This window comes from Hungatella sp. SL.1.14, from assembly GCF_024460495.1.
GTDB lineage: Bacteria > Bacillota > Clostridia > Lachnospirales > Lachnospiraceae > Hungatella > Hungatella hathewayi.
Genome location: NZ_JANFYJ010000020.1, coordinates 36,504 through 61,553, shown reverse-complemented (window position 1 = coordinate 61,553; position 25,050 = coordinate 36,504). Strand labels below are relative to the sequence as shown.

The following is a 25,050-nucleotide window of genomic DNA, read 5'->3' as shown; positions in this document are numbered from 1 at the left end:
CATCATCTATACCAAGCCTCCGCCTGATGATTCATTATGGACAGGCAGCTGTTTAGCTGCTCTATTTGTCGTGTCTTCATGATTGTTGAAAACATTTGTTGTCAATGTGTGGGGATTGCTACGAGGTATTTATTTTCGTAGCAAGGTGCGAAGCCCATTTTGGGTATGGGAAGTCTTAGTTACTTAAAGTTTCTTCCTGCAGTCTGTCAAACTCTGCCATGCATTCATCTACCGTTGCACCTTCAAGCAGTTTTCTCACGATCAGACAGGTATTCCCCCATTGTTCCAGTTTCATTCCCGCATTAGAACCAAGGACAAAAACATTCTCTTCTATTCTGTCATTCAATAGTTTCAAAGCCGGTATACAATCTACCTTAATATTTTTGGACGGAGAAATCACCTTATTTGTTTCAGTATAAACCTGAAGAGCTTCGTCAGAGGTCATCACATCCAACGCACGCATTGCATCTTCTGCATGTTCCGAACCCACTCCAATTGCCATTCCTGTCATAGGCATAACGGGCATCTGCCCTCGGCTGCTGGGAAATCCGATAACCTGCAGTTCAAAATCAGGGGCTCCATAAGCAGTATCCGAATTTGCGGCGCCCCAATAAGCCATAACAATCGGTGTTTTCTGGGCAAGGAAATCCGGACCTTCCCCTTCAATTGCCTCGCTGACAAGCGCTTTTTCAGCATCAATATATCCACAGTCGATCAATTCCTGCAGAAATGCAAAGCCCGGACGCATATAATCGCTATATTTCCTTTCTCCGCTGTTTAAGGCGGCTACTTCTGCCTCTGTATTTCCTCCATTATATAAATCTGCATAGGCCTGTGCCAAAACAAACGTCTCCAGCCACCAGCGATTCGCTCCTACCGGCGTTTCAATTCCGTTTTCCTTAAATACTCTGCAGCACTCCAGAAATTCCTCCGGCGTTTCAGGCAATTCCAAGCCATAATCATCAAACATATCTTTATTTACAAATAGGCCATATGCCACTACTTCCTGAGGAATTGCCACAAGCTTTCCATCATAAACATTCGCAGCCTTCACAACCTCCCGCAGATTTTTCGCACTATCAAGTTCTGACAGGTCCATCAATTTTCCCTCTTCGGCCATTTTCTGGATCACATCCGGATTCAGTAAATACACATCATCCATGTTATTGCGAATTCTGTCAATCGCTACATCATCATATGTCTTATCCTGATAATTCTCTGCGGTATATGTAACATATTCCACGTAGATATCCAGTGCTTCTTCTGCCATTGCAATGGTTTTATCAGATGCACTCCTCGCAACATTCTCCGCATCCGGACTTGTTTTTTCCATTGGGCTATAAAGTCTTACGATTCTTGTTTCCTCTTTTTCCGATTGTATCAGATTACGGTCCGTATCCCCCTGCTTTTCGCATGCAGTCATTCCCAATACGAACAAACCAGCCATGCAAACTGCAATCTGCCTCTTTAATCTTTGTTTCCAGTTTTTTCTCATGACATATTTCCTCCCATTATACATTGTTTGATTGCTCTTTTTAACACTTCAATATCAATAGGTTTTGCCACATGGACATTCATTCCTGCTTCCAGAGCGTCTTTTTCATCCTCTGCAAATGCGTTCGCCGTCATGGCAATAATCGGAATCGTCTTGGCATCCCTGCGCTCTAAGGACCTGATTGCTCTTGTAGCCTCATACCCATTCATGACCGGCATCTGCACATCCATTAAAACTGCATCAAACTCTCCGGCTGCGGAATTCTTAAAACGTTCCAGAGCCAACTTGCCGTTCTCAACAATTACACAATCCGCTCCTTCCATTTCAAGTATTTCTGATAATATTTCTGCATTAATTTCATTATCCTCTGCAGCAAGAAAATGCAGCCCTTCCAGACTACTATTATTGATATCTGTCAGACATTCTTCTTTCGATTCTGCCTGTTCTTCCGATATACGAAATTCCAACTCAATTCGAAATAGGCTGCCTTTATCTACCTCACTGAAAACCTGAATCGTTCCTCCCATAAGCTCTACAATATTTTTGGTAATCGCCATGCCCAGTCCGGTTCCCTGAACCTTATTTGTCGTGCTGTTTTCCGCTCTGGTAAATGCATCAAAAATAGTCTCTAAAAACGCCGGCGCCATTCCAAAACCATTATCTTCAACCTCAATGCGAATATGTTCAAACTGGGCTGTTCTCTGTGGAAGTCCAATCAGACGGAGCCAGATATTTCCTCCTTCCGGTGTATACTTTACCGCATTAGAGAGAAGATTGAACAATATCTGATTGACTCTCGTATCATCTCCCATGAAATACTTATGCTCAATCCCTGATATCTCGACAGAAAACTTCTGATGCTTCTCCTCGGACATGGGGCGGACAATATCCTCTACGGTTGATACCAGATCAGTGAAAGCGAACCTCCCAAAGTTCAACACCACTTTTCCGCTCTCAATCTTGGAAATATCTAAAATATCATTTATCAGACTGAGCAAATGCCGTCCGGATGTCAGAATCTTTTTTGTATATTCCCTGACCTTATCCGGGTTCTCTGCATCTTTAGCCAAAAGGGTCGTGTATCCAAGCACCGCATTCATTGGGGTACGGATATCATGAGACATATTGGAAAGAAAGGTTGTCTTGGAATTGTTCGCAACCTGCGCTGCCTGCAGCGCTTCTGCAAGTTGTTTGTTATAGAGTTCTCTCTCTTCGTCTCTTTCCTTTCTGATTTTATCCTGCTGTCTTCTGTTTACATAGAAAAGAATACAACATAAAGCAAAAGCAATCAGCATTGTGAATACAACGGTGTTAATATTCTGATTAACCGTTTTTCCCTCCTTCTGAATCGCTTCGACCGGTACATAACCAACCAGATAAGTTGAGCCGCCGTTCACCGCCCACATATAATTCAGAGCGTTCTTCCCCTGAACATTATGGTAAAACATAATATCTTTGCCATTTTTCAAACACTCAGAAACTTCCTGCCGCAAGTTTTCCGTCTGAATATCATTCGCTCTGTAGAAATCCTCCAGATTCAGATGACCTGCGCTTCGTTCCCCCATCCCTTTCGGTTTCAATACAAATCTCTCGCTTTTGGCGTCCATAATATATAACATCGCCTTTTGGTCATAAAATCCTTTGGGAAGAGATTTGTCAATGGAATCATATATATATTCTATATAGAGTACTGCAATTTCCTTTTCATCCCGAATAACAGGACATTTCATGGTATATGCCCATGTTCCCATATAATTCAGATAAGATTGGGATATGGCCATTCCTTCCACAGTTTTCCCCAAAGAGAACTCCAGCTCATTTTCAGAAAATGTATCCCCTACATTGGAAACTCCTTCCGTCTCACCTGTTAAAATCAACGACATTTTCACCATTGTTTGATTTTTTTTATACCTCTGGACATATTCCTGTGGATTATCTGTATCGGCAATCTCCTGCGCAATGAGTTTCTGGAACTCTGCTTCATTTTTCAAAATTGCCTCAATCGTACACTTAATCAAGTCCAGACTTTCTGTCAAATTCTGAATTGCTGACTCTGACATTTCGGCAGATGTTTTCCTTGAAACAGAACCAACAAAAACGCCTAAAATACAAAAAATAAGTACCATGGAAAAGAGCAGGGAAATACCTTTTTTCTTTTTGTTTCTATTCTTCCACATCTTTTTCATTGGTGTTAGTATATAAGTGTGGACAATCATCTTACTTACTTCAATTGGTGTAAACTCGTATAATCGCTTTTTTAACAAGAACACTAAAAATTCTTTTTCTTTTGTATTTAAATAAGACAGACTTCCTTCTAATTCATCTTTCTCTGACGCTTTCGATAACTCGTATACCTTTTTAGAACACAATCCCATCATTTTCAAAAAATAATTGATCCAGATTTCCGGATGAGGAGGATTTTCTCTTCCTGAATAATACAATGCAGGTAATCCCATTTGCAGCGATGCATAATACTCATCTGGATCATAGGCAAAATATTCTTCCAGAGAACCAATTCCATTAAAACCGTATCCATAATAATCAAGAATATACCCTGACATTAGTCTGGCAGTTCTTCCATTCCCCTCTTCAAAAGGCTGAATGGTAACCAGTTGATGATGGACAACGGCGGCAATGATTAACGGATGATCATCTGTAGTATTTACATATTCAACAAGTTCATCCAGTAACACCGGAATATCTATATACTCCGGTGGAATATATTCTGGTACTCCTGTTTCAGAATCATATACTGCAAATAATACGCCTGGCGGCATAGGACCTCTTAATCCTATCTTTTCTTTCCCGGCACCTTTTTCAACCATTGCCTGCACTTCAAGAATCATCTCTTTTGAAAAGAACTCTTTCTTTTTCAGTTTTTTTTCCAGAAGATTTAAGGCCAGAAAGTAATTGCGAACTTCCTGTTCCGGCTTCAAAAAGTGTTTGTGCGGCTCACTGTCAATGGCTTCACTTGCCTGTTTTTCAGTCAATGGATTCCCCTCAATCTTATTAGAAGCATATGAACTTTTTTTCTTGGAGTTTTTTCTAAGTCTATTCTTTGTAACAGGTGGCAATTCTATCGTGCTGAGAGAAAAACGATTTTCATCAATTTCCGATATCCTTTTTAAAATTTCATTCGTTAGTGTAACCTTTATCAAATTGTCCACCTCCATTAATCGATTCATGAATTATTTTTCCACTAAAATTACACTATTTTTCACTTCATCGTCTTCGCCAGTGAAGTAAGAGGTGCTGCCATCTCCGGGTTGGAAAGAACCTTTCCCAGTAGTTCTGCATCAACGCCTTCCGGAACCGTCACCGTATTTTCTGTTGTATTCGGATGCATCTGCGGATCCAGATTTTTTTCTCATAAAATGCTTCTTCAAACAGTCCTGCATTTTTCTTCCGATCATCATCCAGGATATGGGAATATACATCTGTGACCATGCTGACCTGAGCATGTCCGGATTCATGCCGATAACTTCCCACATTCTGGTCACACTGACGCAGTTATCCATATTATCATCTGCGACAAGTTCCCACAGTCCTTCTAGATTCTTAATCGTTATAACCTTGCGAGAGTTCTCTTGTTGTCTGTGCTTCCTCTTTCCCATTCAGAAAACACATGGTCACCTGATTTTTAGTTTTTTTTGATTGATACATCATATTGTCCGCAGCTTTGAAGAACTTTTTTATAGTTCCAATTCCATATGCTCCACCTATGCTTACAGACATATGCAGTTCGGGACGAGCATCAATTGTCATCCTATCAACAGAGTGCCTAATCCTCTCCAGTTTTTTCTCAAATATATCTGCAGGTATACTAAAAAAGATAATTACAAATTCATCGCCACCATAACGGATAACGACATCTGTTTTTCGTACGCAGGATAACACAGTTTGTGCAATACTCTGCAATACGATATCGCCAACATCATGACCATAATTGTCATTGATATGCTTAAAATTATCTACATCAATTACCACCATAGCCTGAATATCATTTGCGCCTTGAAAATGTTCGTCGTAATAACGGCGATTGTAAATACCGGTTAAGGAATCAATATATAATAATTGCAGATGCCTCTGTTTACTGGACAGAAAAGTGTCTTTTTCATAGGGAAACAGCCGGTCGTAGTCTATTTTATTTCTTATATCCTGAATATTTTTAGTCTCTTGTTCCGGGGAGGCATCCAGAAGCTCACTTTCAAGTATGTCCGCAATTTCTTGCAGACACAGTAAAAGAATAGGATTAAATGCACCACATTGTCCTTCTAAGATCATTTTCAAAGCTTCTTCATGTGAATAAGCTTTCTTATAGCATCGCTCACTTGTCAAGGCATCGTAAACATCGGCTAGGGCAACCACCTGGGCAGCTATGGGAATCTCCTCCCCCTTTAATCCATCCGGATAACCATTACCATCATACCTTTCGTGATGCCATCGACAAATCTCAGCAGCCATTTTGACAAGCGGAGCCTCCTGCTGCTCAATGGGCAGGTCTAATAGAATATTGGCACCAACTATTGAGTGAGTTTTTATTACTTCAAATTCCTCTGCCGTCAGTCGACCAGGTTTATTCAGTATTGAATCTGATATTGAGATTTTCCCAATATCATGAAGCGCAGAAGCGGTGCTAATTAAAAAAATATCTGCTTTGGACAAAAGATATTGATCTGTAAGCTGAATCAACTGCTTCAGCAAATATTTTGTAATCGTAATAACATGCAGAATATGTAAGCCGCTCTCTCCATTACGGAACTCCACGATATGAGCCAGGATTGAGATCATCAGTTTATTATTCTTTTCCGTCTCCTGAAATTGTTCTACGATAATTTTCTCAAGATGTTGCTGGCGTGCATATAAAAACATCGTATTAGAAATTCGACGCCGGACTATGGTCGAATCAAAAGGACGGCTAATGTAGTCAAAAGCCCCCAAGTCATAGGCACGCTTTATATTAGCAGGAGAATCAGCAGCAGAAATCATAATAACAGCGAAGGTGTCATCCCAGTGGTGTTTCTTTATGTAGGCTAATACTTCTAATCCATCCATTTCAGGCATCATAATGTCCAGAAGCAGAAGGGAGAAATCTGTTCTTTGCTTTGAAAGAAGAGAAATTGCTTCAACACCGTTCTCAGCCTCAACTACATCATAGTGCTCTTTTAAAATGTCTATTAAAAGATAACGGTTCATTTCTGAATCGTCCACAATTAAAATTTTTTGTTTTTCCATGATACTCAACCCTTTTCCTATATTTTTACGGTTTTATTATATCTGTTATCTCTACAAGCTGGCAATAACTATATTGGTAAGGTTTGCAAATAGGTTATGTCTTTTATTACTGACAAATTTGTTCCATCATGATATAATTCAAACAGATAGGAGGCGAATTATGAATCGACAAGAAACAAAATTTACATTTGTATATAACGAAATTAAGCAGTGTATTTTGGAGGGCCAAATACTTCCTGGAAATGCCTTGCCATCTTCAAGGATGTATTGTGACCAATTCCATGTAAGCAGATATACGATTAACCGCGTTTTTGAAGCATTGAGGGAGGAAGGACTGGTGAATATTCAGCCTCGCCTTGCGCCGATTGTTGTTTCAACAAAAGATACTTCTAATCCATCAAATACTGTTTTCGAAATTTTAAAACAAAAGGAAGGTATTTTACAAATATATCAGACCTCTGCTTTAATACTGCCTTCACTTCTGGTTTTTGCTTTGCAGGGCTGTGATGTGGAGGTACTACCTCACTATAAACAGGCTGTAAAAGCATTGCATTTAGGATACGCTACTGGCGGATGGCGTCCTCTTTCTAAATTAGGATATAATATATTAAAAATAGGTGGCAATCCCCTATTAAGCGAACTATATTCTACGTTTAGTCTTTATAACAAACTTACATTTTTTACAGAAGAGTGCCCCTATTTCTCTAAACACTTTTTAACGGAATCTATATCTGCAACCAATGTCATTATGGATATATTAAAGGGCGATGAACCACTCACAAGGTACAACCAGCTCTCAAATATGTATCAAAGACTTACGGATGCCATTCAAAATACGTTAAATCACCTGTCAGAGACCAATCCCAAATGTCCTGCACAAACGGGTTTGAAGTTTTCGTGGAATCCCATGCGTGGTCAGGATTATTTTTACTCAAAAATTATTGATGATCTGAATCTAAAAATTGGTCTTGGAGAGTATTCTGTTGGAATGTTTCTTCCATACGAAAAGCAACTGGCCAAACAGTACGATGTATCTATATCGACGGTCAGAAAGGCGTTATCAGAACTTGAACAAAGAGGTTTTGTAAAGACATTAAATGGTAAAGGCACTATTGTTATAAAACCGGATGATACGAAACTTCATCAGCTGGCTCTTAATTCCGGATATGTAGAAAAAGCACAACGTTACCTTCACGCTCTACAGCTAATGGTATTAATTATTCGTCCGGCAGCATTAGTTGCAGCTCCAAGGTTTTCTAGAGAAGAACTGGATGAGTTGGCAGATAAATTTACTTCTTCTGACTCTATTCATTTGGCAGATATTTTGGAATCTATAATGAAACATACCACTTTAGAACCCTTATATGTTATATTATCTAAGACCAATCATCTTCTTGAATGGGGACACCATTTTGCTTATTATCCGTCAAAGAAACATACTCTTTCACATCTCAACAAGCAAGTCATTCTAGCACTTGAGCAATTACGTGAAGGTAATGCTGACTCCTTTGCGGATGGTATAGCAGATTGCTACCGTTACAATTTGGTTCTTATGAAGAAACGTATGGTAGAAAAATATAAGTTTCATAATGTTGCTAATATCCGGGTTCCAGAAAAATACTAGTTACAAGCACTGAATGAAAAGTGGTAACCTTTTCTTCTTGTTGGAGAGTATAAGACCTCGACCTCTCACTTACTACGATTATTTTACAAAAGGCGGGCCCGGTTTTCCGGTGCCCTCCATAATTTTATTATCCATATTTTACCATATATCATATAACCTTCATCTAAGCCCGTTCTGTATGATTGACGTCTTTTATTTGCACAGGGATATACAGTTTTACTATGCTTTATGGGAAAGACAGACGATGTGTTACTATCATATTTTATTGCAACAGCAATATCATTAGTAAATCATATCAACAACCTCTTATTTGTACTTTTCTGCGGCTCGAATTGCTACTGTTCAGAATTGTAACAATACCATTCTGGGCATACCGAATATTTTCTGCCGGTTAGAATACTTTTCACTGCAATTTTCCTTGAAAGTTGGCTGAAGTTATGTATCACATCGCACTTATCAGCAACTACACGCTTCTACCCTATCATTTCTCCCGGATGGCCACAACAACCAAGCGGCTGTCCTTTTTCCAGTAACCACATGTAATTAGGAATAACAGTGGAGCACGATGATCTGGAAATATTCGATTTTCATGCATCCCTCTCTCAATTAGTACTTCAATCAATTCCTCTCTTTTCATGCTCCCCAAACCAGCATCAGCAAACAGCCCTCCCTCTTCACTCCATTCTGTTTCTTCTGCATAGAATACCGAAAATACCCGGTATTCCCGATGCTCATAGAGATTATCCACTTGAATGACCTGATGGGCCTCCCAAAATGGCTTCTTCTGGTACTTTAGCAAATCGGCAAACATTGTCCCATTTCTCATGTTATGTCCATATAAAAAGAGATCTCTTTTCTCCTGCAGGTTCCCCCTTCCCACAAAAGGAGTTCCGGCATAAGAGGCCTTGCCTTTAAAATCCCGGTGTAGATAATATTCCAGTTCTTTTGGAGTTTGCATGATTGGATAGTTAATCGCAGTATCATCAATAACAATCCATCCAGCAAAATCAGGATTTTTCAAGGCCAGTTCATGATATTCCGGTAGAATTTTCGCCTCTTTATCTTCTATTTTTCCCTTATTATCCACGGTTTTAACGTTTTCACTATCTGTGCCCTCATCCAATACATTCTTCTTTTTATCCTCAATGTAAGCCGCTAACTCTACAAACGCCTGCTGCTCAGAATCTAATCCCTGCCAATTATGAGCCAATAGAACGGTCAAAAATATAGTAAGAATAAAAAGTGTGGTCATAACAATCCCTTTCATCATTCCAGCCCCGTCCCCCGATTATCTTCCCACAAAATCCTAGAAAAATAAATAAAACGGCCGTTCCACCAACGACAGACTCGGTTCTCGGTGAGATAATCCTCAGTCCGAAGTTCTGGATTGTTTCTTTCCCATCCCGTAGCCTCAAAAAACTCGTCCGCATTTTCATAAACAAAAATCGCCCTCCGGGCTTTTGCATAATCTTCATCCTCAAATGAGTCTATATGTATGAAAAACTCCCGTTCCAAAAGAAATTTCAACTCTTTCTTTTCAAAAGTTAAGCTATCATTCATCTGTAAATAAATCCTCCACTTTCTCTATTATTCCCAGTTTCCGCTCTGTCGGTTCCTCCTGAATGTTTTTTTCATTAGCCTTGCTTTTTCCAACTTCTTGGGATTCATCTTCCTTTTTCAAATCCTTCCCAGACCAGATTCCCTGTTCAAATCCGGATTCCTGCTCCCCGATATCCTCCTGGCGGACCTTACTATCCTGTTCAGCTCTCAGTTCCTCTTCCCGTCTCCATACCGGCACATGAGAATCCGTTTTTTCCTGGATAAGTTTTTTTGCATCTGGATGCATAGTATAATCCATCTTCCTTACACGCAGTATTTTCTGTCCTCGGATAATCACAAGTGCCTGATCAAGAGGGAAGCGCAGTACCTCATCCGGCAAAAGCAGCATCCTCTTTCCCACGGAACTGGATTCTGAATAGCCTGGCACATAGTTGCTCATTCTCACCGTACTTAAATTTTTTCGGACCGAGGACACACTCACGGTTACTTCACCGGAACGATTGCTAAAATAGGTGGCTGTAGTCATATCATTACAGCCTAAAAACAGGGACATATCACAGCCTCCTAATATCTCCTCCCATTGCCCGTCCGGATATCGATTCTGTAGCTGTGGAATATTTTGGTATATGATACTCATTCCAATATTACGACCTCTGGCTGTTGCCAACTTTTTTTTGAAATCAGGTACAATCCCAATATTCGGAAATTCATCCAGAATAAAATGCACTGGCAACAGCAATTTCCGGTTTTTCTGGCGGTCAGCAAACCGTATCAACTTAATGCACAGAAAAGACACAAACAGCGTAGCCAAAACATCATAGGTTGATTCCTGGTCAGAGGTAATACAGAAATATGCACACTTCTCCCGTCCAGGCAACGTTAAATCAATTTCCTTATGGCTGGTAATTTTCTGCACCTTCTCATTCTGCATAATCTGAAGCCGGGTTCCCAGGCCTAGTACTGCATTTCCCTTTACCTTTTCAGCTTTGGCAAAGAGTCGGTAGGGACCCTTTGCTGGGTGAGAAGTAGGGAGCCGGTCAAAAATTCCATCTATTGCTTCCAAACTCTGGTTAATTAAAATCTTATAACTCTCTGCAAAGGTTTTATCTTTATCTTTGTATTCATGGTATACATACAGGCAGAGCGCCTTTAATAAATCCATTTCAACATTATCATAAAAATGATCGAATTTGTCAGTCGTGTTGCGGATTACTACGTCCACAAAGATATCAATCAGTCCTCCCTCGTCAATCTCTGCCAAACAATCCCATGCATCGGAATTTTCAAGGTTAATCAAATTCCATTGACGGACCGTATAGTTCTGCTCTTTTAAGTATGCAACCATATCCTCATACAGTTCGGATTTCGGATCCGTCACAAACATACTCTCCCCCCGTCTGACACACTGAAGAATCATGTTCCGGGCAAATGCCCTGGACTTCATGGAACCCTGTGAGCCACACACGGCAATATTACGATTCAGTCTGGAATTCACAGGAAGGCTTAATATATTCCCGCTCGTCATTTCCAGACCCAAAATAATTCCATCTACATTCCTTATATCTTTATTCTCCTTTAACACCTTCTTCCGCTCGGTATCCTTCATATATCCAGCCGTACCATAGGTTCCTAGATTCGAGTAGGTAAAATTCCGTTCCTCATCTTTCCCGTCCGTATCGCTTATACTACCCTGGAATGCAATAACCCCGGCAATCACAAAAAAAAGCAATACGGTAAACACCGATGTTTTTAAGCCATTCATGGAAGATACCGCAAAATACAGACACCGGAACGGGTTAAGACTCACATGACCGGCATCTACCATAAGCTGCAGTAAGAAACCGCCGCTATAAAGAGCCACCAGAAGCAAGCAGGCCAGTCCTATGGCAAATTTCTTTTTCCTAAATTTTTGTTCTTCCTCCATCTGAATCCTCCATTTCTATAATTGGCAACAAAAACAGACTGCCATATTGTCTGCTTTCCCAACCTATTTATGTTTATTCTCGTTTTATTTTCTGGTGATACTGGAACAGATTTCCGTAATAGGTCCCAATCGTACTCACGGAGTTATAAAGCGCCGTCACCATTACTGCCCGGATATTCCTCGCCTTTGATTCCGTCTCCTGCAGGCAGGATAACACGTACTGAATATGGAACATGGTTAAGCGCCGATATTGTTCTTTGACAAGCCCGGCCGGCTTGTCCTCCCGGTTGACACGAATGGTATCTCTGTTGGACGCCAGGATTTCCACGGCCACCTCCACCAGTTCCTCCAATTCCTCCTTCGCTCCTAAATCCCTTTTTAAAATGTCATACTCAATCTGCTCTTTAAATTCCTCCTTCAACTCCTGATATGATTGGATAGGATATTCTCTGTTGTGATCTATGTATGTAATTTCTGTATTTGTCTCCCTCATTTCGAAGAGAGATGTCACTTTTTTTAGTATAGATATGTCACCAATTTCGGGGGGAGGTGTCACCGATTTGAGTGACACGTCTCCCTTATTTCGGGCATACTGCCTGCTTGGTGCTCCCGTTCCGGTCGGCCGGCTCTTTTTTTCTTTTATTTTTAGTCTTTCCGGTTCCTCTTTATACTCCTCCGGGAAGGTAAGCCGCTCCAGGATGTCCACATCGAGGTCAAGAAACAGGACATTGGGGATGGACTGCCCATTTGAAGTCAATGTACGGAAAACACGGCGAACCACTCCCAGTTTCTCTAACTCCACCACCGCGTTGGTCGCGTCCCGTTTTGTAATCCCAAACTGTTCCGCTATCTGCTGGTAACTTCTCTGCAACAAGTCAGCCTTAAACCGCTTGCGGTAACCCAGAAGCTGTCCGCTCCCTTCATCCCGCACTTCGGCTGCGCGGTACCAGTACACTATATCAGACAGGATTACTATGGCAATCAAATATGGTTTTCCTGTGTCTCTTAAAATGGTTCGGTACCAGGCCGGAGGAATCACATTGCCGGTAAGCCGAATTCGGCTCAACCGGTCTACCGTGTCATTACCAGTTTGATAAATCGGTTCCATATTGCTCTCTCCTTTTTCTGTTCAGCTCTGCCCTACTGCCTCCACCCCAGATATCGGTACACTTTCTCTGGCCGGATTGCCTCCACCTGAAACCATTTTGGTACAAGTAAACGGAGTACCTCTGCCTGATAAGTAAAACAGAATATTCTGCCACCCTTTCTTAACGGCAGACTCATAATACGTTTAATCTGCCACAAATCCATTAAGTAACAAAAGTAGACCGGGGTCCCGTTCTCATCTTCTCCGGCCTCCGGTGAGAATCGGTCATTATTCACGCTTTTTAACGCGCCACACAAAAAGCGGTAAAACCTAACCCCATCGGTTTCACTGCCTAATAGTCTCAGTTGAATAGCCGCCTCTGCATAAAAGGGAATATAGTAATAACTCTCATACACATCATCTAAAGAAAAGAGGTTCCCCTTCAGTCCTCCGTCACTGATTAATATTCTCTGTACCATCTCCATACCGACTCCCATGATAATGGCACCGCCCGGTAAAATCTGCCTGCACTTTCTAAGACGTATCTCCAGACGGCTTTTTAAATTCCGTTCTATTTTTGGTGTCCATTTCATCAGGTTTCCCATTGTATTGTAGACCACATAAAACTGATCCGCCGCCAGTACCCCACAGGCCCTTGAGCCTTTGATTTCCATGTCCGTTTCCTGCTTCCACTCCATTGTCCCGTAATAAGATACCGGGGTACTGCCTATGATAGTTGAGGAATCGAACGGAACCTGATGGAAAACAGGGAAAAGTTTCGGTTTTTCACTCTGAAAAATCCGTATCCCAGCGCGATGAATATAAATCCATACCATACTCATACGATGAAGCCGCAACCGTTTTTCTGGCTCACTCTTCACGTGATTGGTGGAGTTGGCTCCGGATAAATAGAGCCGCACATCATCCCAATAATGAACCAATAGATACTGTTTAGCTTTATTTCGAAGCAGATAACCTCTGATACCATCCTTACTCCGAAGTTTAACTTCTCCCTCACGCTTCAATCGGGTCAAAAGCACAGCGGCGTAAGATTCAGAACCGACTGCACGGCCAATCCAATCTGACGGTATTTCCCCGCTGACTGCTATAAGTAACAGAAGTTCATCTTTTCTATCCATTTTCATATCTGTCCCCTTCTTCTTATTCCGTTTTGTTCCTTTTCATACCCTGTCCTCTCCATCCCTGGGTAGAATGAATCTCCTTTTTTCTGTCTATGGATACGTTTTTAAAGGCTCTCACCAAAATTTTACCCTGTCGAAAAACCTGTAGCGGGAATCGGATGATTTTTCGATATGATGTCCAGGTGGTGCCTTTTACAAATCCACTTAGGAAATTGGTTATATTCCATCAAAAAAAGGAACGTGCAATCCCGTTCCCCCAATATGGTAGTATGATAAGTGTCTAGATGCAGACCGCCGTCCGATACAAGGAAGTACATTCCTAAAGCATCCACTACCTGTTTTTCCTCTATATTGTCATGGTCCCGAATCCTGGTTCCTGGCAGTTTCTTATCATACTCATGAATAAAGCAGACCGTTGCCCGCTCATATACAGGAATCTCTTTTCCCTGCTGCTGACGCTCTTTACACCAATTCTGCAGAGCCAGAAATAAAGGTTTATAGATATAATCTGTATATTTACTTTTACGGTGGGGCAGTAAAACCGGGAGTTCTGCTTTCAATATGCAAGCCTCATATTCCACACGGATTTTATGGATTTGTACTAAATTCAGACAATATTCCTCTTTGAGAGAACTGCTAAATGGGTTTCTCAATATAAATCTCCGCAGCCGGTCTGTCAGACATTCAGCACGTTCAGAAGCTTCCATCATACAATCTAACAGTCGTCCATACTGGAAACTGGAAGCGCTACGATTATAAAGTGTTTTTACGCTCTGTGCCTCAGCAAGTTTATCCTGTACTACTCCTGCAACTCTCTGAACCTCCAAAAGCTGATGTTCCAATTGTTCCATCACCTCAAATTCATGTCCTTTTTCTATAATATTCGACTTCTCCACCCTCCTTCACAACGCAAAACCCAATGATTCCAGGGACCTCTATCTGGCTAATTAGCGTTTTATCCTCCAAAACGATAATGTTATTTTCCTCTGAGCGCCTGCTTTTGGCGAACATACCATTTACCAGCTTTAAATCCCTAATTCCTATATAAATAATATCGTAGATATCCTGACCACAGAAAAACAGGATTCTTACTGGAAAATCCTCTTTCACCGCCATATAATGGCCGTCCACTTCCCGTTTATGCATCATATCGATTAATACCCAAAGGCTTTGTATTGTACCCTCGTCTTTCAGCGAATAGGCAAATTCGTTAGATGCAAGAAGGCCGGTATAAGGATTTCTGTAAATCTGCCTGTTCTTTAAAAGCCTTGACACCGCTTTTCCTGCAGCCTTTTCTTTCCCATCAAAAAATTTCAAAAGCTGTTCCATATAAAGAACATTATACTTGCGTATTACCATAAGTATCCTCTCCTCCATTACCTCAGGGCTAATATATACTGCCATCCAGTTATCCTCCCCTCCTACCATATGCATGGTTTCCGAATTTTTCAAGCCGTTCCTTCAAGTTCTGCAGGTCTTTCCTGTCTGTAGTAATCAAATCATTCTCAAGCTGGCTTGCCCTAAATTCCAGTGTAAGATTATTACTGTTCGTGGAAATCATCCCTTTTCCACGCTCAAAATGTACAATCTCCATGCGTTCCGAATCGGACAGGTGAAGCAGCCCCTGCACTTTTTTTGCCTCGTCATTTTCCAGGTTAAGGACGATTTTTGTTTTCGTGGCGTTAATAATGCCACGTCCATATTTTCCTTCCTTGAGCGCCATAAAATCCGACAAATCTTGTGTCGCGCACACTGCTCCACCTGCGTAACCTCTAATTATCTTAAAAATCTCTAGAACATATTCCGCCGCCAGTTCGTTGGAGGAAGCCCCAATCAGCTGCCAGACCTCATCCAGGAATACCATCTTTTTCTCTGTCCGGTCCTCCTTTACCTTTGACCATACATAGTCCACCGCCACGAACATTCCCACTGGCAGCAAGTCCCCGGTAAGCTCTGATATGTCTAAAACAATATATTTGTTCTTCAGATCCACGTTGGTCTGCTGGTTGAAACTGGAGGCAGAACCATGCACCAGACGGTTCAAGATATTGGCCAGCCTCTTGGTCTCCTGCTTCTTAATCAGTTCATTGTAAACATCCCCCAGAACCGGCATTTCTTTATATTGTTCCGGTTTTTCCGGGTCAACCAGGCTTTCGTTCTCATGGGTAATCCCCTTCTGCTGATAGGTCAGTACCAATGCTTCATCCAGGAGCTGTTTTTCCTCATGGGACATATCGGGAATCAAAAGAGAAAAGAAAATATGCAAATCCTGGATTTTCGCCGCCAGTTCAGAATATTCCATGACTTCCCCGTCAAGGATTGCATTCGTTTCCTTATTTTTTTTCCTGATTTCCATTACATTGATACAGCTTTTTGAAGATGACGATATCTTAATAAATTCGCCTCCGATATTGGTACATGCCCTGGCAAATTCATGTCCTTTGTCTGGCGCTATAATAAAAACCTGTATGTTTTTTCTTCTCATACGCAGGGCCATTAACTGGAGAAGGAAAGTTTTTCCCGCTCCAGTTGTCCCCATGATAGAAATATTCGCATTTTTATATAAGGATGAATTAAAAATATCCACAATTACCAATGAACTGTTTGCAGTATTCACCCCCATCAATATGCCGTCCTTGTCCGACATCTCAAACGAAGTGAAGGGGTAACAGCTCGCAGCGCCAGATGTCAAAACATTCCGCTTAGAACGCTCATAAATGCTTTTATCAAGCTTTAACAGTGGCAGGGCGGACAAGAATGCCTGTTCCTCCTGAAACAGGCAGGAAACTGTGTCTAAATCCTGGGCATTTAAGAGCTTCCTCATTTCCTTAGCCCTCCACTCCACTTCCTTTGCGCTGTATCCGGTTACGGTTATCAGGATAGCAATATAATAAAATTCCTCATTTGCCGCAAGTCCATTTTTCAGATAATATCCGGATTGGATTGACTCTGCGAGATCATCAAAATCAGTATTGGTATCGGAGGCATCCTTGATTTTTGAGCGGTTCAGCCGGATTCTCCTTCCAATGCGCTCAATAGTCTTAACCTTATCCTGTTTATATAAAAAAAGGTCCACGTCAATACCCTCCCCCGCATTGACAAGAAGGGACAACCAGCCGGCCGGCACCCGGTTCCGGTACCTTGCCGATGGGACAAAGAGATATGTATGGTATACTCCGTCCATGATAACATAATTCCCATGCCTGAAGTCCAGTCTTTCGGGCGCAAAGTATTCCGCAACCGGAATCCGGCCGGTACTTTCCTCCCCATTCTCGCGAATATACCACTCGGCCACCTGATTTAACCTCTGGGAAAGAGAAACTGTGGCGCTGGTTTTCCTGTTTAACAGCAGATACAGCATTTCCACCATATCTTGTGTCGGATTATCTGATGTTTCAACTTCATTTCCACACTGGTATAAATATTTCTTTGCTGTCTGTGCATAAGAGTTTAATGTCGCTGCGATTTCAGACTCAGTTCCCCGCCTGCCGTCCACAGAAAATACCAGAAAAAACCTCCGGGTTACCGCTTCCCGGTATCCGACCGAACGCAGAAGCTTGATATAATCTTTTTGGAGCATCCGGCACCGTTCATCCGGCTCTGCCTCAATGTCCTGCTTCACAGCCTCAATATACAGGCCGATATCTGCCTTTTTCGAGATGGATTTTATCTGCAGTTCAGGAGGCGCTATCTTTAAATAGCCTATGTAAGAATAAATGATGTTACGCTGTTCGCTGGCGCTCCGGTGCAGGAAGTTAATCGGCAGAACCTCAACGATTTTTACATACCGTCCATCTGTTGTGTGAATCACTCCGTCACGGATTGATTCAATTGGAATTTCTTTAGAGGCTCTTGTGTAAGGCAGGTCATAAAACTCCTCCTGCTTTGCTGCTGTGATTTTCTCCTTTGTCTGTTTTTGGGGAGCGTTTTCTCCCTTTTGCTTTAGTTTTCTTCTTTTTTGCTCCTGTTTCAGTTTTTTCCTGACTCTCCGTAGTTCCCGCCTCCAGGCTTTTCTTTGGTTTTTCTCGCTTTTTTCCTCTTTCATGCTTTATCGTCCCTCCTTTCTCTGACCTTTCTCTCTTCCGGCTCTGTTCTAAGCGGTATCTCTCATCCGGTACGGACAGGTTGCGGCGACGCTTTAAAAATTTGAAAAAGCTTGCGATAAATGCCAAAAGACTTTCTCCCTGAACTCCCATGATAGCCAGGATTATAACCGGCACCAGGACTATCATGCCGATGTATAGTTTTGTCTTTCCCGTAACATTCAGTGACATAATAATTGGTACCAATACCGCGAGAATCAGTGCTGTTTCGAATGCATTTCTGGTTTTTACCCGCCCGGAAAGAATTGTCCCCTCCTCAGCAAAATTGGGCGGGATTGTATAAATATCAATCCGGTTATCCTCATTCATTACTCGTCACCCTCCTATTTATCCCGTTTTCTCAAATAAAACAGGCTGCCGGCACAGCTCAGGATTAATACAGTGCCAATAATACCCAAAACTGGTATATTCCTCCAATCCGGTTCTGTTTTAAACATCTCTTTCTCCACGGCTGGCTTTATCTGTTCTGTCTGTTTTTTCCTCTCTGCTATTTCTTGTTTTTCAGCCTGCTCTGTTATCTGCGTTTCAGTTTCTTCCGGAAATTTCTGGATACTGCCCGGTTTCACAAACACCTTACAGATAGAAATCCTGCCAGCTTCCACACAAACAGTATTCGGCTCTACATGGCAGTCATATTCCCGTAATTCTGATATGGCCGTGACTCCTGTTACTTTGTACTGCTCCCCCGCCAGCGAAAGATTTGCTATATAATCACCATCTTTATCAAGTGACACAGTAAATGTCCTTCCTCCTGCCAAACCAGTAAAATGAATGGTGACTGCGCCCTGAAACCCCTGAAACACCTGGCACCGGACAGCCAGCATTCCCTTCCCTGTGTCTGTATCGGTATACTCTTCACCCCACATTGTTTCTTCTTTTGCCCCCACCAGACTATCAGCATGGCAAACTCCAGATATGCCAAGAATCAGGCTGAGCGCAAGACTGGAAAAGAAACTCCATTTTGATCTATGCTTCATTCCTTCACTCTCCTATAATCCATATGCCGCCATCGCTTAAATCCCTGGCGTATGACCGAATTGTGGAAGGGCTGTACAGGTTTCCGGTCCTCCCCCGGCTTCCAGGGTCGGCAATTGTTATGTTTCCGTCACTGGTCACTCCGGTTAATACGATAAAGTGTCCGCTGCTTCCTGATATCGTATTTTCCGCACAAATTACCACCACAAGCTTACCATTCTTCAATTCCGCAACAACATGATTCATCTGTTCCCGCCTCACACGTTCCACCGACAGTCCCCAGTTCCGAGCCGCGTTCGCCGGATATGCATGGCTGGTTCCACGCCCCGAAACATATCCTCCGGTGTCCATTGCATATTGCGCTGTCATCTCCGGCGTTATCTGTTCACCTGTCAGTGTCGAAATCACAATAGCAAGCGCTGTAGGGCCGCAGCCAGAAGTGCGTATTGTGCTTCCCCCATAGGAAAGAGAGGCCCAGGGTTCCTCCCCCTGGTTGTAATACACTACCTCCCTCACACAACCGGGCACTGTCTCATAGGAGATTTTATCCCCTCCGGTAGCGATGGTACTGGTATAAATACCTCCTGACGCTCCCAAACCTAATATATAATTTTTCCAGCTTGCGGCCTTAAACAGTATATCCAGTGCCCCGTCCTTCCCATTTTGAACTAACTGGAACAGCTTCAGCACGTTATTAAAGCTATTTGGGTCCGTCACATAACGGAAACTATATCCGGTTCCTGTTGAAGACAAATGTGGATTCAACTTTACCACAATAGAATAGTCCACAATTTCAATTTCTTCTTCCTCATCGCCGGAACCAATGGTTTCTGTATGTGTTCCTGTCTCTGCCCAATCAAAAAAGGCGCTCTCTTTTTCATCAATAAAGGATTTTAAGAGCACTTTCGATATGGACGAATCGGTCTGTGTGATTCCCGGTATCGTGTTTCCGCCACCCTCTCCCATATATCCCAGAACCTTTTGCACATAGGCTGGTGTTTCTCCATTTTGGGGAATTTGATACCCTGCTCTCTTCACAGCGCCTGGCCCCGCGTTATATGCAGCAATCGCCAATTCCAGCCCATTCGGATAAACAGAAAAAGCTGCAAGTTGCTGTGAGATATAGTTAGCTCCTCCCATAATATTCTGTTTAGGATCGTAGGGATTGGTAACTCCCAGGTTCACTGCCGTTTCGGGCATAAGCTGCATGATTCCAATAGCACCTGCACTGGATACACAATTTGGATTAAAATCGGATTCTGCTTTTGCCATAGCCTTTAATAGTACTTCTGACACCTGATAAGTGGCGGACGCAAGCGTAAAATATTCATCATACGCACTGGTAAGACTGCTTGTCCCTCCCCCTGTACCGTACCCATTAAATCCTTCTATTTGTTTCCCGTTCCAGGTTTCTTCCATCAGAACGGCCAGATACTGGCTCAATTTTGGTTTCAGGACTGTCTCATATTCATCATCCACCTCATACCCATCATATCCACTCTGGTTATTATCATAGTCAGCCCGGATTTCCTCTGCTGCCTTATCTCTTAGGGCCTCGACCAAACCATATATTTCTGACTCAAAAGCCGAATCAGCGGCAAAAAGAGCATCTATTTGTATTTTTATGTTATTGCATTCTGCGGTACGAGCCTGGGACACATATGCATCCGCATCTGCAAAGCTGAGATACATAAAAATAAGGCTGACAGAATTTACAAGCAGATATGCAAAAAGCAGGATTGTAAGCAGGATAGAACCTATTACTTTCCAAACGGTTTTACTTGTAAGCAAAGCGCCGACTAATGTTCCAAGCGGTCCCCCCAACGCGGTTCCCACCGTGGCACCGCTGGCCGCACCTCCAGCCCTGACAGCCCCAGCGGCGGCATGTACCGCCTGTATCGAATGGGCAATTTTTTCTGTCTGCCCCGCTGCCCGAACGATTCGGGCAGCCGTTTCTGCCGCTTTGTCAAGCGGCTCATTGCTCCGGTCTTCGTTCATTCTCTCTCCTATAAAACAGCCGGTCCCATTTAGACCGGCTGTTTGTTATCTTTTTTCTCCTTTCCCGTCCGCATACCTCTTTCCGGTATTCTTTTTGTTCTCCGGTTTCTTTTTCGACGCTTGCTTCGGTACGCCTCTCTCTTGAGGAGTTTCCTTGTATACTTTCTCCAGACGTATCATGCCGTTCTTTTCCAAAACCGCTTTTGTTTCCGGTAAAACCGCTGGAGCTTGTTCCTTTTCCGGAAGTTCGTAATAGGTTTTTCCATCTTCATGTATCGTCTGATAGGCTCCCTGTGGTTTTTCAAACCGACTGGCATCATAACGCATATCCCGTTCTCCATCACGCTCCGCAAGATAAGAACCATAATTTTCATCAGAACTGCCCTTTCCGGATTGACCATAAGTTCCGGTACCAGTTTCCATAACTGTACCGCTCTCCATTCCGCCCTGGGATACACCTTTGACCTCTTGCATACTTTCAGCGCCTGAGACAGCACCAACACCATTGGAAACACTGCCATCCATTCCCATGCTATGGGGCTGACCTTCGTCCATGGCGCCACCACCTGCCATTTCGTTTATTGCGGTATCAGTATCCAATATGCCGGCTCCTGCCGTACTGGTTCCCGGCAGACCAGAATGTACAGAAGAGGCCGGGCTATCCAAACCACCTGCATAATCTGCAGCCATGGCTTCTGCTCCACCAGGCAATGTTCCTGCATGTTCTTTTACCTGTGCGGACTCACTATCATATGAAAGAATACCAGTGTCTGCCATTCCTGCACCTGGTTCTGCTTCCTGCCCGCCATCCTGCATTCCGGTAATTCCACCAGTCTCTCCTGATACCTCCATACCGCCACCCGGTTCTGCTCCTACAAAGCCAGAAATATTGCCTTCGTCCATTCCGATTTCAGTTCCAAACGCTTCTTCAGGCTCATCAAGGGAGGCTCCAAACGGCCCATCTTTTCCATATCCCATTCCGGGAATTTCCCCTGCCTCATCATAAGAACTATCCATAGGTACATCCTCATCATAATTAAAGCCAGGGTAATCCATACCTTCCCTACTCTCCATCCCGTCAAAGGAGCCTTCTTGTGCATCAAAATCTGATTCATCCGGCATTCCAAAGGGGGCATTTGCACTCTCAGTACCAGGCATTCCACTGTCAAAATTATTTTCAGCCCCATGCCAGTCAATGTCCTCCCCTAGTTCTGGGTTTTCATCGGCATTTACTCCACCACTCACGCCGCCAATATTGGAACTATTCTGCATACCGGACATACCAGCTATTCCAAAGTCCGGAGAACCACTTCCCATTGGAATTGGTTTTCCTGTGCTGAATCCCATGGGGGAAGTTCCCTTTTCCTGGCTTCCGCCTCCGATTCTGCCACCGCTGCCTCCCATATGAAGCAGCCGGCCTGCCATAAGAAGTGCGCCCATACCACTAAGGCCGCCTCCGATTCTGCCCAGATTCACTCCCAGAGAAGCCATATAACTATCAAGCTTCGCGGTTATCTTACAAAATCCAATCAGACACATGGTTGCCGCAAAAAACTTCGTAAATCCATAACTGCTGGACATTAAGTTACCATAGCCCGAAAGGAACATCTTCAGACACCACGCGTCCAGTATGATAATCAATATCTGTCCACCAAACATCCTCACCCATGTGGTGGTAATATTATTTGTGGATTTTGAACCGCCGGCTGCAAATGCCAATGGTGCGGTATAAGAAAAGATTCCCAGCAGGACATACCGTTCCGCCAAAATAAAAAGCATTTTAAAATAGTTCCAAGCTACAACAAAATGCATGATTAACAAAAGCATCTGAATGCTGATTATATCGATGCCCAATACAGATACCACTGCCTCCGCTGCTGTCACGTATGCTGAAAAAGAATTAACTGTGATTGCGCTTCCCGCTACCCACTGGTAAGGAGTTCCTACAATATTCAGAATATAATTGACAATATCTTTTGCGTAGACAATCATGAAAAGGCTGATGGCCGACCGAAGTATGAGTTCAATTGGCTCCTCCGATGAGGTTGTTATCTTGCTGAATATTCCCTTAAATAACTGCCAGACCAAAATCATAAGAAGAATCATAACCGCAATCGGCATAATGCCATCCCGGTACAAATTACCGGCAACGCCAAACAATTCTTCAAACAGATTTAAATTACAGGATAAAATTTCCGTAAACATACTGCTTGCGACATCCATCATATCTATGATAAATTGGGAACACATTTCTTTAATACTTTCAAATAATAATTCTAACAGCCAGCCCATTTTATTATCCCGTTACAGGATTTTACACACCTCCTTGCTGGGAGAGCACCAGCCTTTTTTATACACTCCATATAGTTACGCAGAAAACATACTCTTTGGAATAATACTTTCCATATAGGTTACAATACCGCCAAGAGTCATTAGGGCGGCCCAACAGATAATAATACGCTTTAGCCAGGCACGTGATTCATCCACGGTTTTTCCTGACTTTGAAAAATTCATAAGAAAGAGACATACTGCCGCACACACAACTGCACCTACCGTTGCAATTCCAGCAACATCTGTATACACTTGCTGCATGGCGGATTTAGCTGTATCAAAAATATCTGCATAGGCAGTCTGACACCTAAAAAGCACTATCATGCTGACTACATAAAACTGTCCTGTAAGCGCCGGTATGTTTATATGCTTTTTTTGATTAAACACCAGAACCCCCGCCTGTCTGTCCTTGCTCAAATTAATCACTCCTTTTTTGGTACAAAAAAAGCAACCATCACAATGATGATTGCCTTCTCTGCATATTTTACAATTTTTATGGCTCTCCACGGAAATATTCCCATGCATAAAAACTGATGATATCATTATAAAAACTTTGAAATCTCAAGTCAATGCATGTTCGGTCCCAATATAGTCCCTTTCTTATCTCTTTTTTGATCTTGCTTAAGCCGCACCTTTTAACTGCCCACAATCTCTGCCATTTCTTTCGATTGTATAGTAGTAGGAGGTAGTCTCAATCCGTACATAATCCGCCGCAACCTCCAGAATGCGATGTACCCTATCCGTCCACATTAGATGACCATCATATCGATAGCATACTTCTTCACCCACTTTAATTGGTAACTGTACGTCTCCTGCGGTTATCACGATTCTTTTTGCCTGCAAATTATTCTTCATCATAGCAGCCTCCTTCTCAACTGGCTAACTGATCCAACGATAATACACTCACCTTGTCAGTATAATCCACCTTTTTTCCGTTACCAAAAGCAAATTCCAGCTTTTTAACTGAAAAGGGGATAGTCTTTCTTAAGCGGAAGTCTAATAGTTCTGCTTTCACTTCCGTAATCACTGTTTTTGGCAACCTGGAACGAAAAAAATTATAATCCAGAATCTCCGCCTGCTTGCTGGTGCCTAAATTCCTCAGTTTCTCATCTTCTGTCCTGATACCTTTGGCCTCCAGTCCAACTAATATTGTTCCGTCAGGCATCCAGCTTTTTTTCTGCATTGCCTGACCGATTGACAATTCCATTGGTTCTGGATTTTCCATCTTAACTTCGCTTAGTAGTAAAACACAGTTATCTGGATGGCTCACTGGTTCAAGTGTCTGGATATCAAGTTTCATTTTCTTAAATTTGTCACGTTTCATTTGATTCCTCCTTTGAATTAAGCTCTGATTCCTAATCGCTATCCTCCTTCTGTATTGTTGCTTTTTTCTGCACAAAAAAAGACGCTACATTTTTCTAAAAATGAGCGCCATTCTATAGCTTAATAAATTTAAAACACCCAGAACAAACTGATGCTCTGATTGCTTCCTTCAATGCAGAAAGAACAAACTTTTATGTGTTACTTATTCAAGTACTACATAAATCAATACACCATCATTTTATCACTACATATT

The 25,050-nt window shown here is 42.4% G+C and carries 18 protein-coding genes and 1 pseudogene; 1 reads left to right on the top strand and 18 read right to left on the bottom strand.

The window, feature by feature from the left end:
• Positions 1 to 175 precede the first annotated feature (175 nt).
• The 4 genes and pseudogenes from NE473_RS20355 to NE473_RS20340 all read right to left on the bottom strand — a co-directional run bounded on the left by NE473_RS20355 (position 176) and on the right by NE473_RS20340 (position 6,730).
• A complete protein-coding gene (locus NE473_RS20355; RefSeq protein WP_002591325.1) occupies positions 176 to 1,495 on the bottom strand; it encodes an ABC transporter substrate-binding protein in 1,320 nt (439 codons plus the stop codon).
• Positions 1,492 to 4,653, bottom strand: a complete 3,162-nt coding sequence (locus NE473_RS20350) for an ATP-binding protein (RefSeq protein WP_166434169.1) — start codon at positions 4,651 to 4,653, stop codon at positions 1,492 to 1,494. The genes NE473_RS20355 and NE473_RS20350 overlap by 4 nt, the downstream gene beginning before the upstream one ends.
• 59 nt (positions 4,654 to 4,712) lie before the next feature.
• A pseudogene (locus tag NE473_RS33160) lies at positions 4,713 to 4,978 on the bottom strand (site-specific integrase); the annotation flags it as partial.
• Between the two features lie 75 nt (positions 4,979 to 5,053).
• On the bottom strand, positions 5,054 to 6,730 hold the full coding sequence (locus NE473_RS20340; RefSeq protein ID WP_002591322.1) for a diguanylate cyclase: 1,677 nt from the start codon (positions 6,728 to 6,730) through the stop codon (positions 5,054 to 5,056).
• 160 nt (positions 6,731 to 6,890) lie between these two features.
• Between NE473_RS20340 and NE473_RS20335 the strand changes: the two genes are divergently transcribed.
• Entirely contained in the window at positions 6,891 to 8,354 is a 1,464-nt protein-coding gene (locus NE473_RS20335) for a GntR family transcriptional regulator (RefSeq protein WP_002591321.1), read from the top strand.
• A gap of 481 nt (positions 8,355 to 8,835) precedes the next feature.
• Here the strand turns inward: NE473_RS20335 and NE473_RS20330 are convergent, their stop codons facing one another.
• The 14 genes from NE473_RS20330 to NE473_RS20265 form a co-directional block, all read right to left on the bottom strand.
• Positions 8,836 to 9,624 carry a class B sortase gene (locus NE473_RS20330; protein ID WP_002591320.1) on the bottom strand — a complete coding sequence of 263 codons (789 nt, stop codon included), beginning with the start codon at positions 9,622 to 9,624 and terminating at the stop codon, positions 8,836 to 8,838.
• Positions 9,621 to 9,914, bottom strand: coding sequence for a hypothetical protein (locus tag NE473_RS20325; protein WP_002591319.1), 294 nt, complete (start codon positions 9,912 to 9,914; stop codon positions 9,621 to 9,623). The genes NE473_RS20330 and NE473_RS20325 overlap by 4 nt, the downstream gene beginning before the upstream one ends.
• A complete protein-coding gene (locus NE473_RS20320; protein WP_002591318.1) occupies positions 9,907 to 11,838 on the bottom strand; it encodes a VirD4-like conjugal transfer protein, CD1115 family in 1,932 nt (643 codons plus the stop codon). Before NE473_RS20320 ends, NE473_RS20325 begins: the two co-directional genes overlap by 8 nt.
• 73 nt (positions 11,839 to 11,911) lie before the next feature.
• On the bottom strand, positions 11,912 to 12,946 hold the full coding sequence (locus NE473_RS20315; RefSeq protein ID WP_002591317.1) for a DUF6017 domain-containing protein: 1,035 nt from the start codon (positions 12,944 to 12,946) through the stop codon (positions 11,912 to 11,914).
• 32 nt (positions 12,947 to 12,978) lie between these two features.
• Complete coding sequence (locus NE473_RS20310; protein WP_002591316.1) at positions 12,979 to 14,070, bottom strand: hypothetical protein; 1,092 nt, start codon at positions 14,068 to 14,070, stop codon at positions 12,979 to 12,981.
• Positions 14,071 to 14,192: 122 nt separating this feature from the next.
• Complete coding sequence (locus tag NE473_RS20305; RefSeq protein ID WP_002591315.1) at positions 14,193 to 14,918, bottom strand: DUF6100 family protein; 726 nt, start codon at positions 14,916 to 14,918, stop codon at positions 14,193 to 14,195.
• A 10-nt stretch (positions 14,919 to 14,928) separates the two neighbouring features.
• On the bottom strand, positions 14,929 to 15,471 hold the full coding sequence (locus tag NE473_RS20300) for a DUF5697 family protein (RefSeq protein ID WP_002591314.1): 543 nt from the start codon (positions 15,469 to 15,471) through the stop codon (positions 14,929 to 14,931).
• Positions 15,472 to 15,475: 4 nt separating this feature from the next.
• On the bottom strand, positions 15,476 to 18,112 hold the full coding sequence (locus NE473_RS20295; protein WP_002591313.1) for a VirB4 family type IV secretion system protein: 2,637 nt from the start codon (positions 18,110 to 18,112) through the stop codon (positions 15,476 to 15,478).
• A 381-nt stretch (positions 18,113 to 18,493) separates the two neighbouring features.
• Entirely contained in the window at positions 18,494 to 19,147 is a 654-nt protein-coding gene (locus NE473_RS20290) for a hypothetical protein (protein ID WP_002591312.1), read from the bottom strand.
• Between the two features lie 4 nt (positions 19,148 to 19,151).
• A complete protein-coding gene (locus tag NE473_RS20285) occupies positions 19,152 to 21,143 on the bottom strand; it encodes a transglycosylase SLT domain-containing protein (RefSeq protein WP_002591311.1) in 1,992 nt (663 codons plus the stop codon).
• 45 nt (positions 21,144 to 21,188) lie between these two features.
• A complete protein-coding gene (locus NE473_RS20280; protein WP_243145797.1) occupies positions 21,189 to 23,348 on the bottom strand; it encodes an SLC5/6 family protein in 2,160 nt (719 codons plus the stop codon).
• Positions 23,349 to 23,510: 162 nt separating this feature from the next.
• Complete coding sequence (locus tag NE473_RS20275) at positions 23,511 to 23,900, bottom strand: hypothetical protein (protein ID WP_418885888.1); 390 nt, start codon at positions 23,898 to 23,900, stop codon at positions 23,511 to 23,513.
• 195 nt (positions 23,901 to 24,095) lie between these two features.
• The gene (locus NE473_RS20270) at positions 24,096 to 24,332 is read right to left on the bottom strand and encodes a hypothetical protein (protein WP_002591308.1); all 237 of its coding nucleotides are present in this window, start codon (positions 24,330 to 24,332) and stop codon (positions 24,096 to 24,098) included.
• Between the two features lie 13 nt (positions 24,333 to 24,345).
• Positions 24,346 to 24,798 (bottom strand): hypothetical protein, encoded by a 453-nt coding sequence (locus NE473_RS20265; RefSeq protein ID WP_002591307.1) that lies wholly within the window; start codon positions 24,796 to 24,798, stop codon positions 24,346 to 24,348.
• Positions 24,799 to 25,050: the final 252 nt, after the last annotated feature.

What these genes read in the sequence shown, in the direction of transcription:
- NE473_RS20355 (WP_002591325.1), bottom strand. Translation starts at nt 1,495, where the DNA reads ATGAGAAAAAACTGGAAACAAAGATTAAAGAGGCAGATTGCAGTTTGC.
- NE473_RS20340 (WP_002591322.1), bottom strand. Translation starts at nt 6,730, where the DNA reads ATGGAAAAACAAAAAATTTTAATTGTGGACGATTCAGAAATGAACCGT.
- NE473_RS20335 (WP_002591321.1), top strand. Translation starts at nt 6,891, where the DNA reads ATGAATCGACAAGAAACAAAATTTACATTTGTATATAACGAAATTAAG.
- NE473_RS20330 (WP_002591320.1), bottom strand. Translation starts at nt 9,624, where the DNA reads ATGATGAAAGGGATTGTTATGACCACACTTTTTATTCTTACTATATTT.
- NE473_RS20325 (WP_002591319.1), bottom strand. Translation starts at nt 9,914, where the DNA reads ATGAATGATAGCTTAACTTTTGAAAAGAAAGAGTTGAAATTTCTTTTG.
- NE473_RS20320 (WP_002591318.1), bottom strand. Translation starts at nt 11,838, where the DNA reads ATGGAGGAAGAACAAAAATTTAGGAAAAAGAAATTTGCCATAGGACTG.
- NE473_RS20315 (WP_002591317.1), bottom strand. Translation starts at nt 12,946, where the DNA reads ATGGAACCGATTTATCAAACTGGTAATGACACGGTAGACCGGTTGAGC.
- NE473_RS20310 (WP_002591316.1), bottom strand. Translation starts at nt 14,070, where the DNA reads ATGAAAATGGATAGAAAAGATGAACTTCTGTTACTTATAGCAGTCAGC.
- NE473_RS20305 (WP_002591315.1), bottom strand. Translation starts at nt 14,918, where the DNA reads ATGGAACAATTGGAACATCAGCTTTTGGAGGTTCAGAGAGTTGCAGGA.
- NE473_RS20300 (WP_002591314.1), bottom strand. Translation starts at nt 15,471, where the DNA reads ATGGCAGTATATATTAGCCCTGAGGTAATGGAGGAGAGGATACTTATG.
- NE473_RS20295 (WP_002591313.1), bottom strand. Translation starts at nt 18,112, where the DNA reads ATGAAAGAGGAAAAAAGCGAGAAAAACCAAAGAAAAGCCTGGAGGCGG.
- NE473_RS20290 (WP_002591312.1), bottom strand. Translation starts at nt 19,147, where the DNA reads ATGAAGCATAGATCAAAATGGAGTTTCTTTTCCAGTCTTGCGCTCAGC.
- NE473_RS20285 (WP_002591311.1), bottom strand. Translation starts at nt 21,143, where the DNA reads ATGAACGAAGACCGGAGCAATGAGCCGCTTGACAAAGCGGCAGAAACG.
- NE473_RS20280 (WP_243145797.1), bottom strand. Translation starts at nt 23,348, where the DNA reads ATGTTTACGGAAATTTTATCCTGTAATTTAAATCTGTTTGAAGAATTG.
- NE473_RS20270 (WP_002591308.1), bottom strand. Translation starts at nt 24,332, where the DNA reads ATGATGAAGAATAATTTGCAGGCAAAAAGAATCGTGATAACCGCAGGA.
- NE473_RS20265 (WP_002591307.1), bottom strand. Translation starts at nt 24,798, where the DNA reads ATGAAACGTGACAAATTTAAGAAAATGAAACTTGATATCCAGACACTT.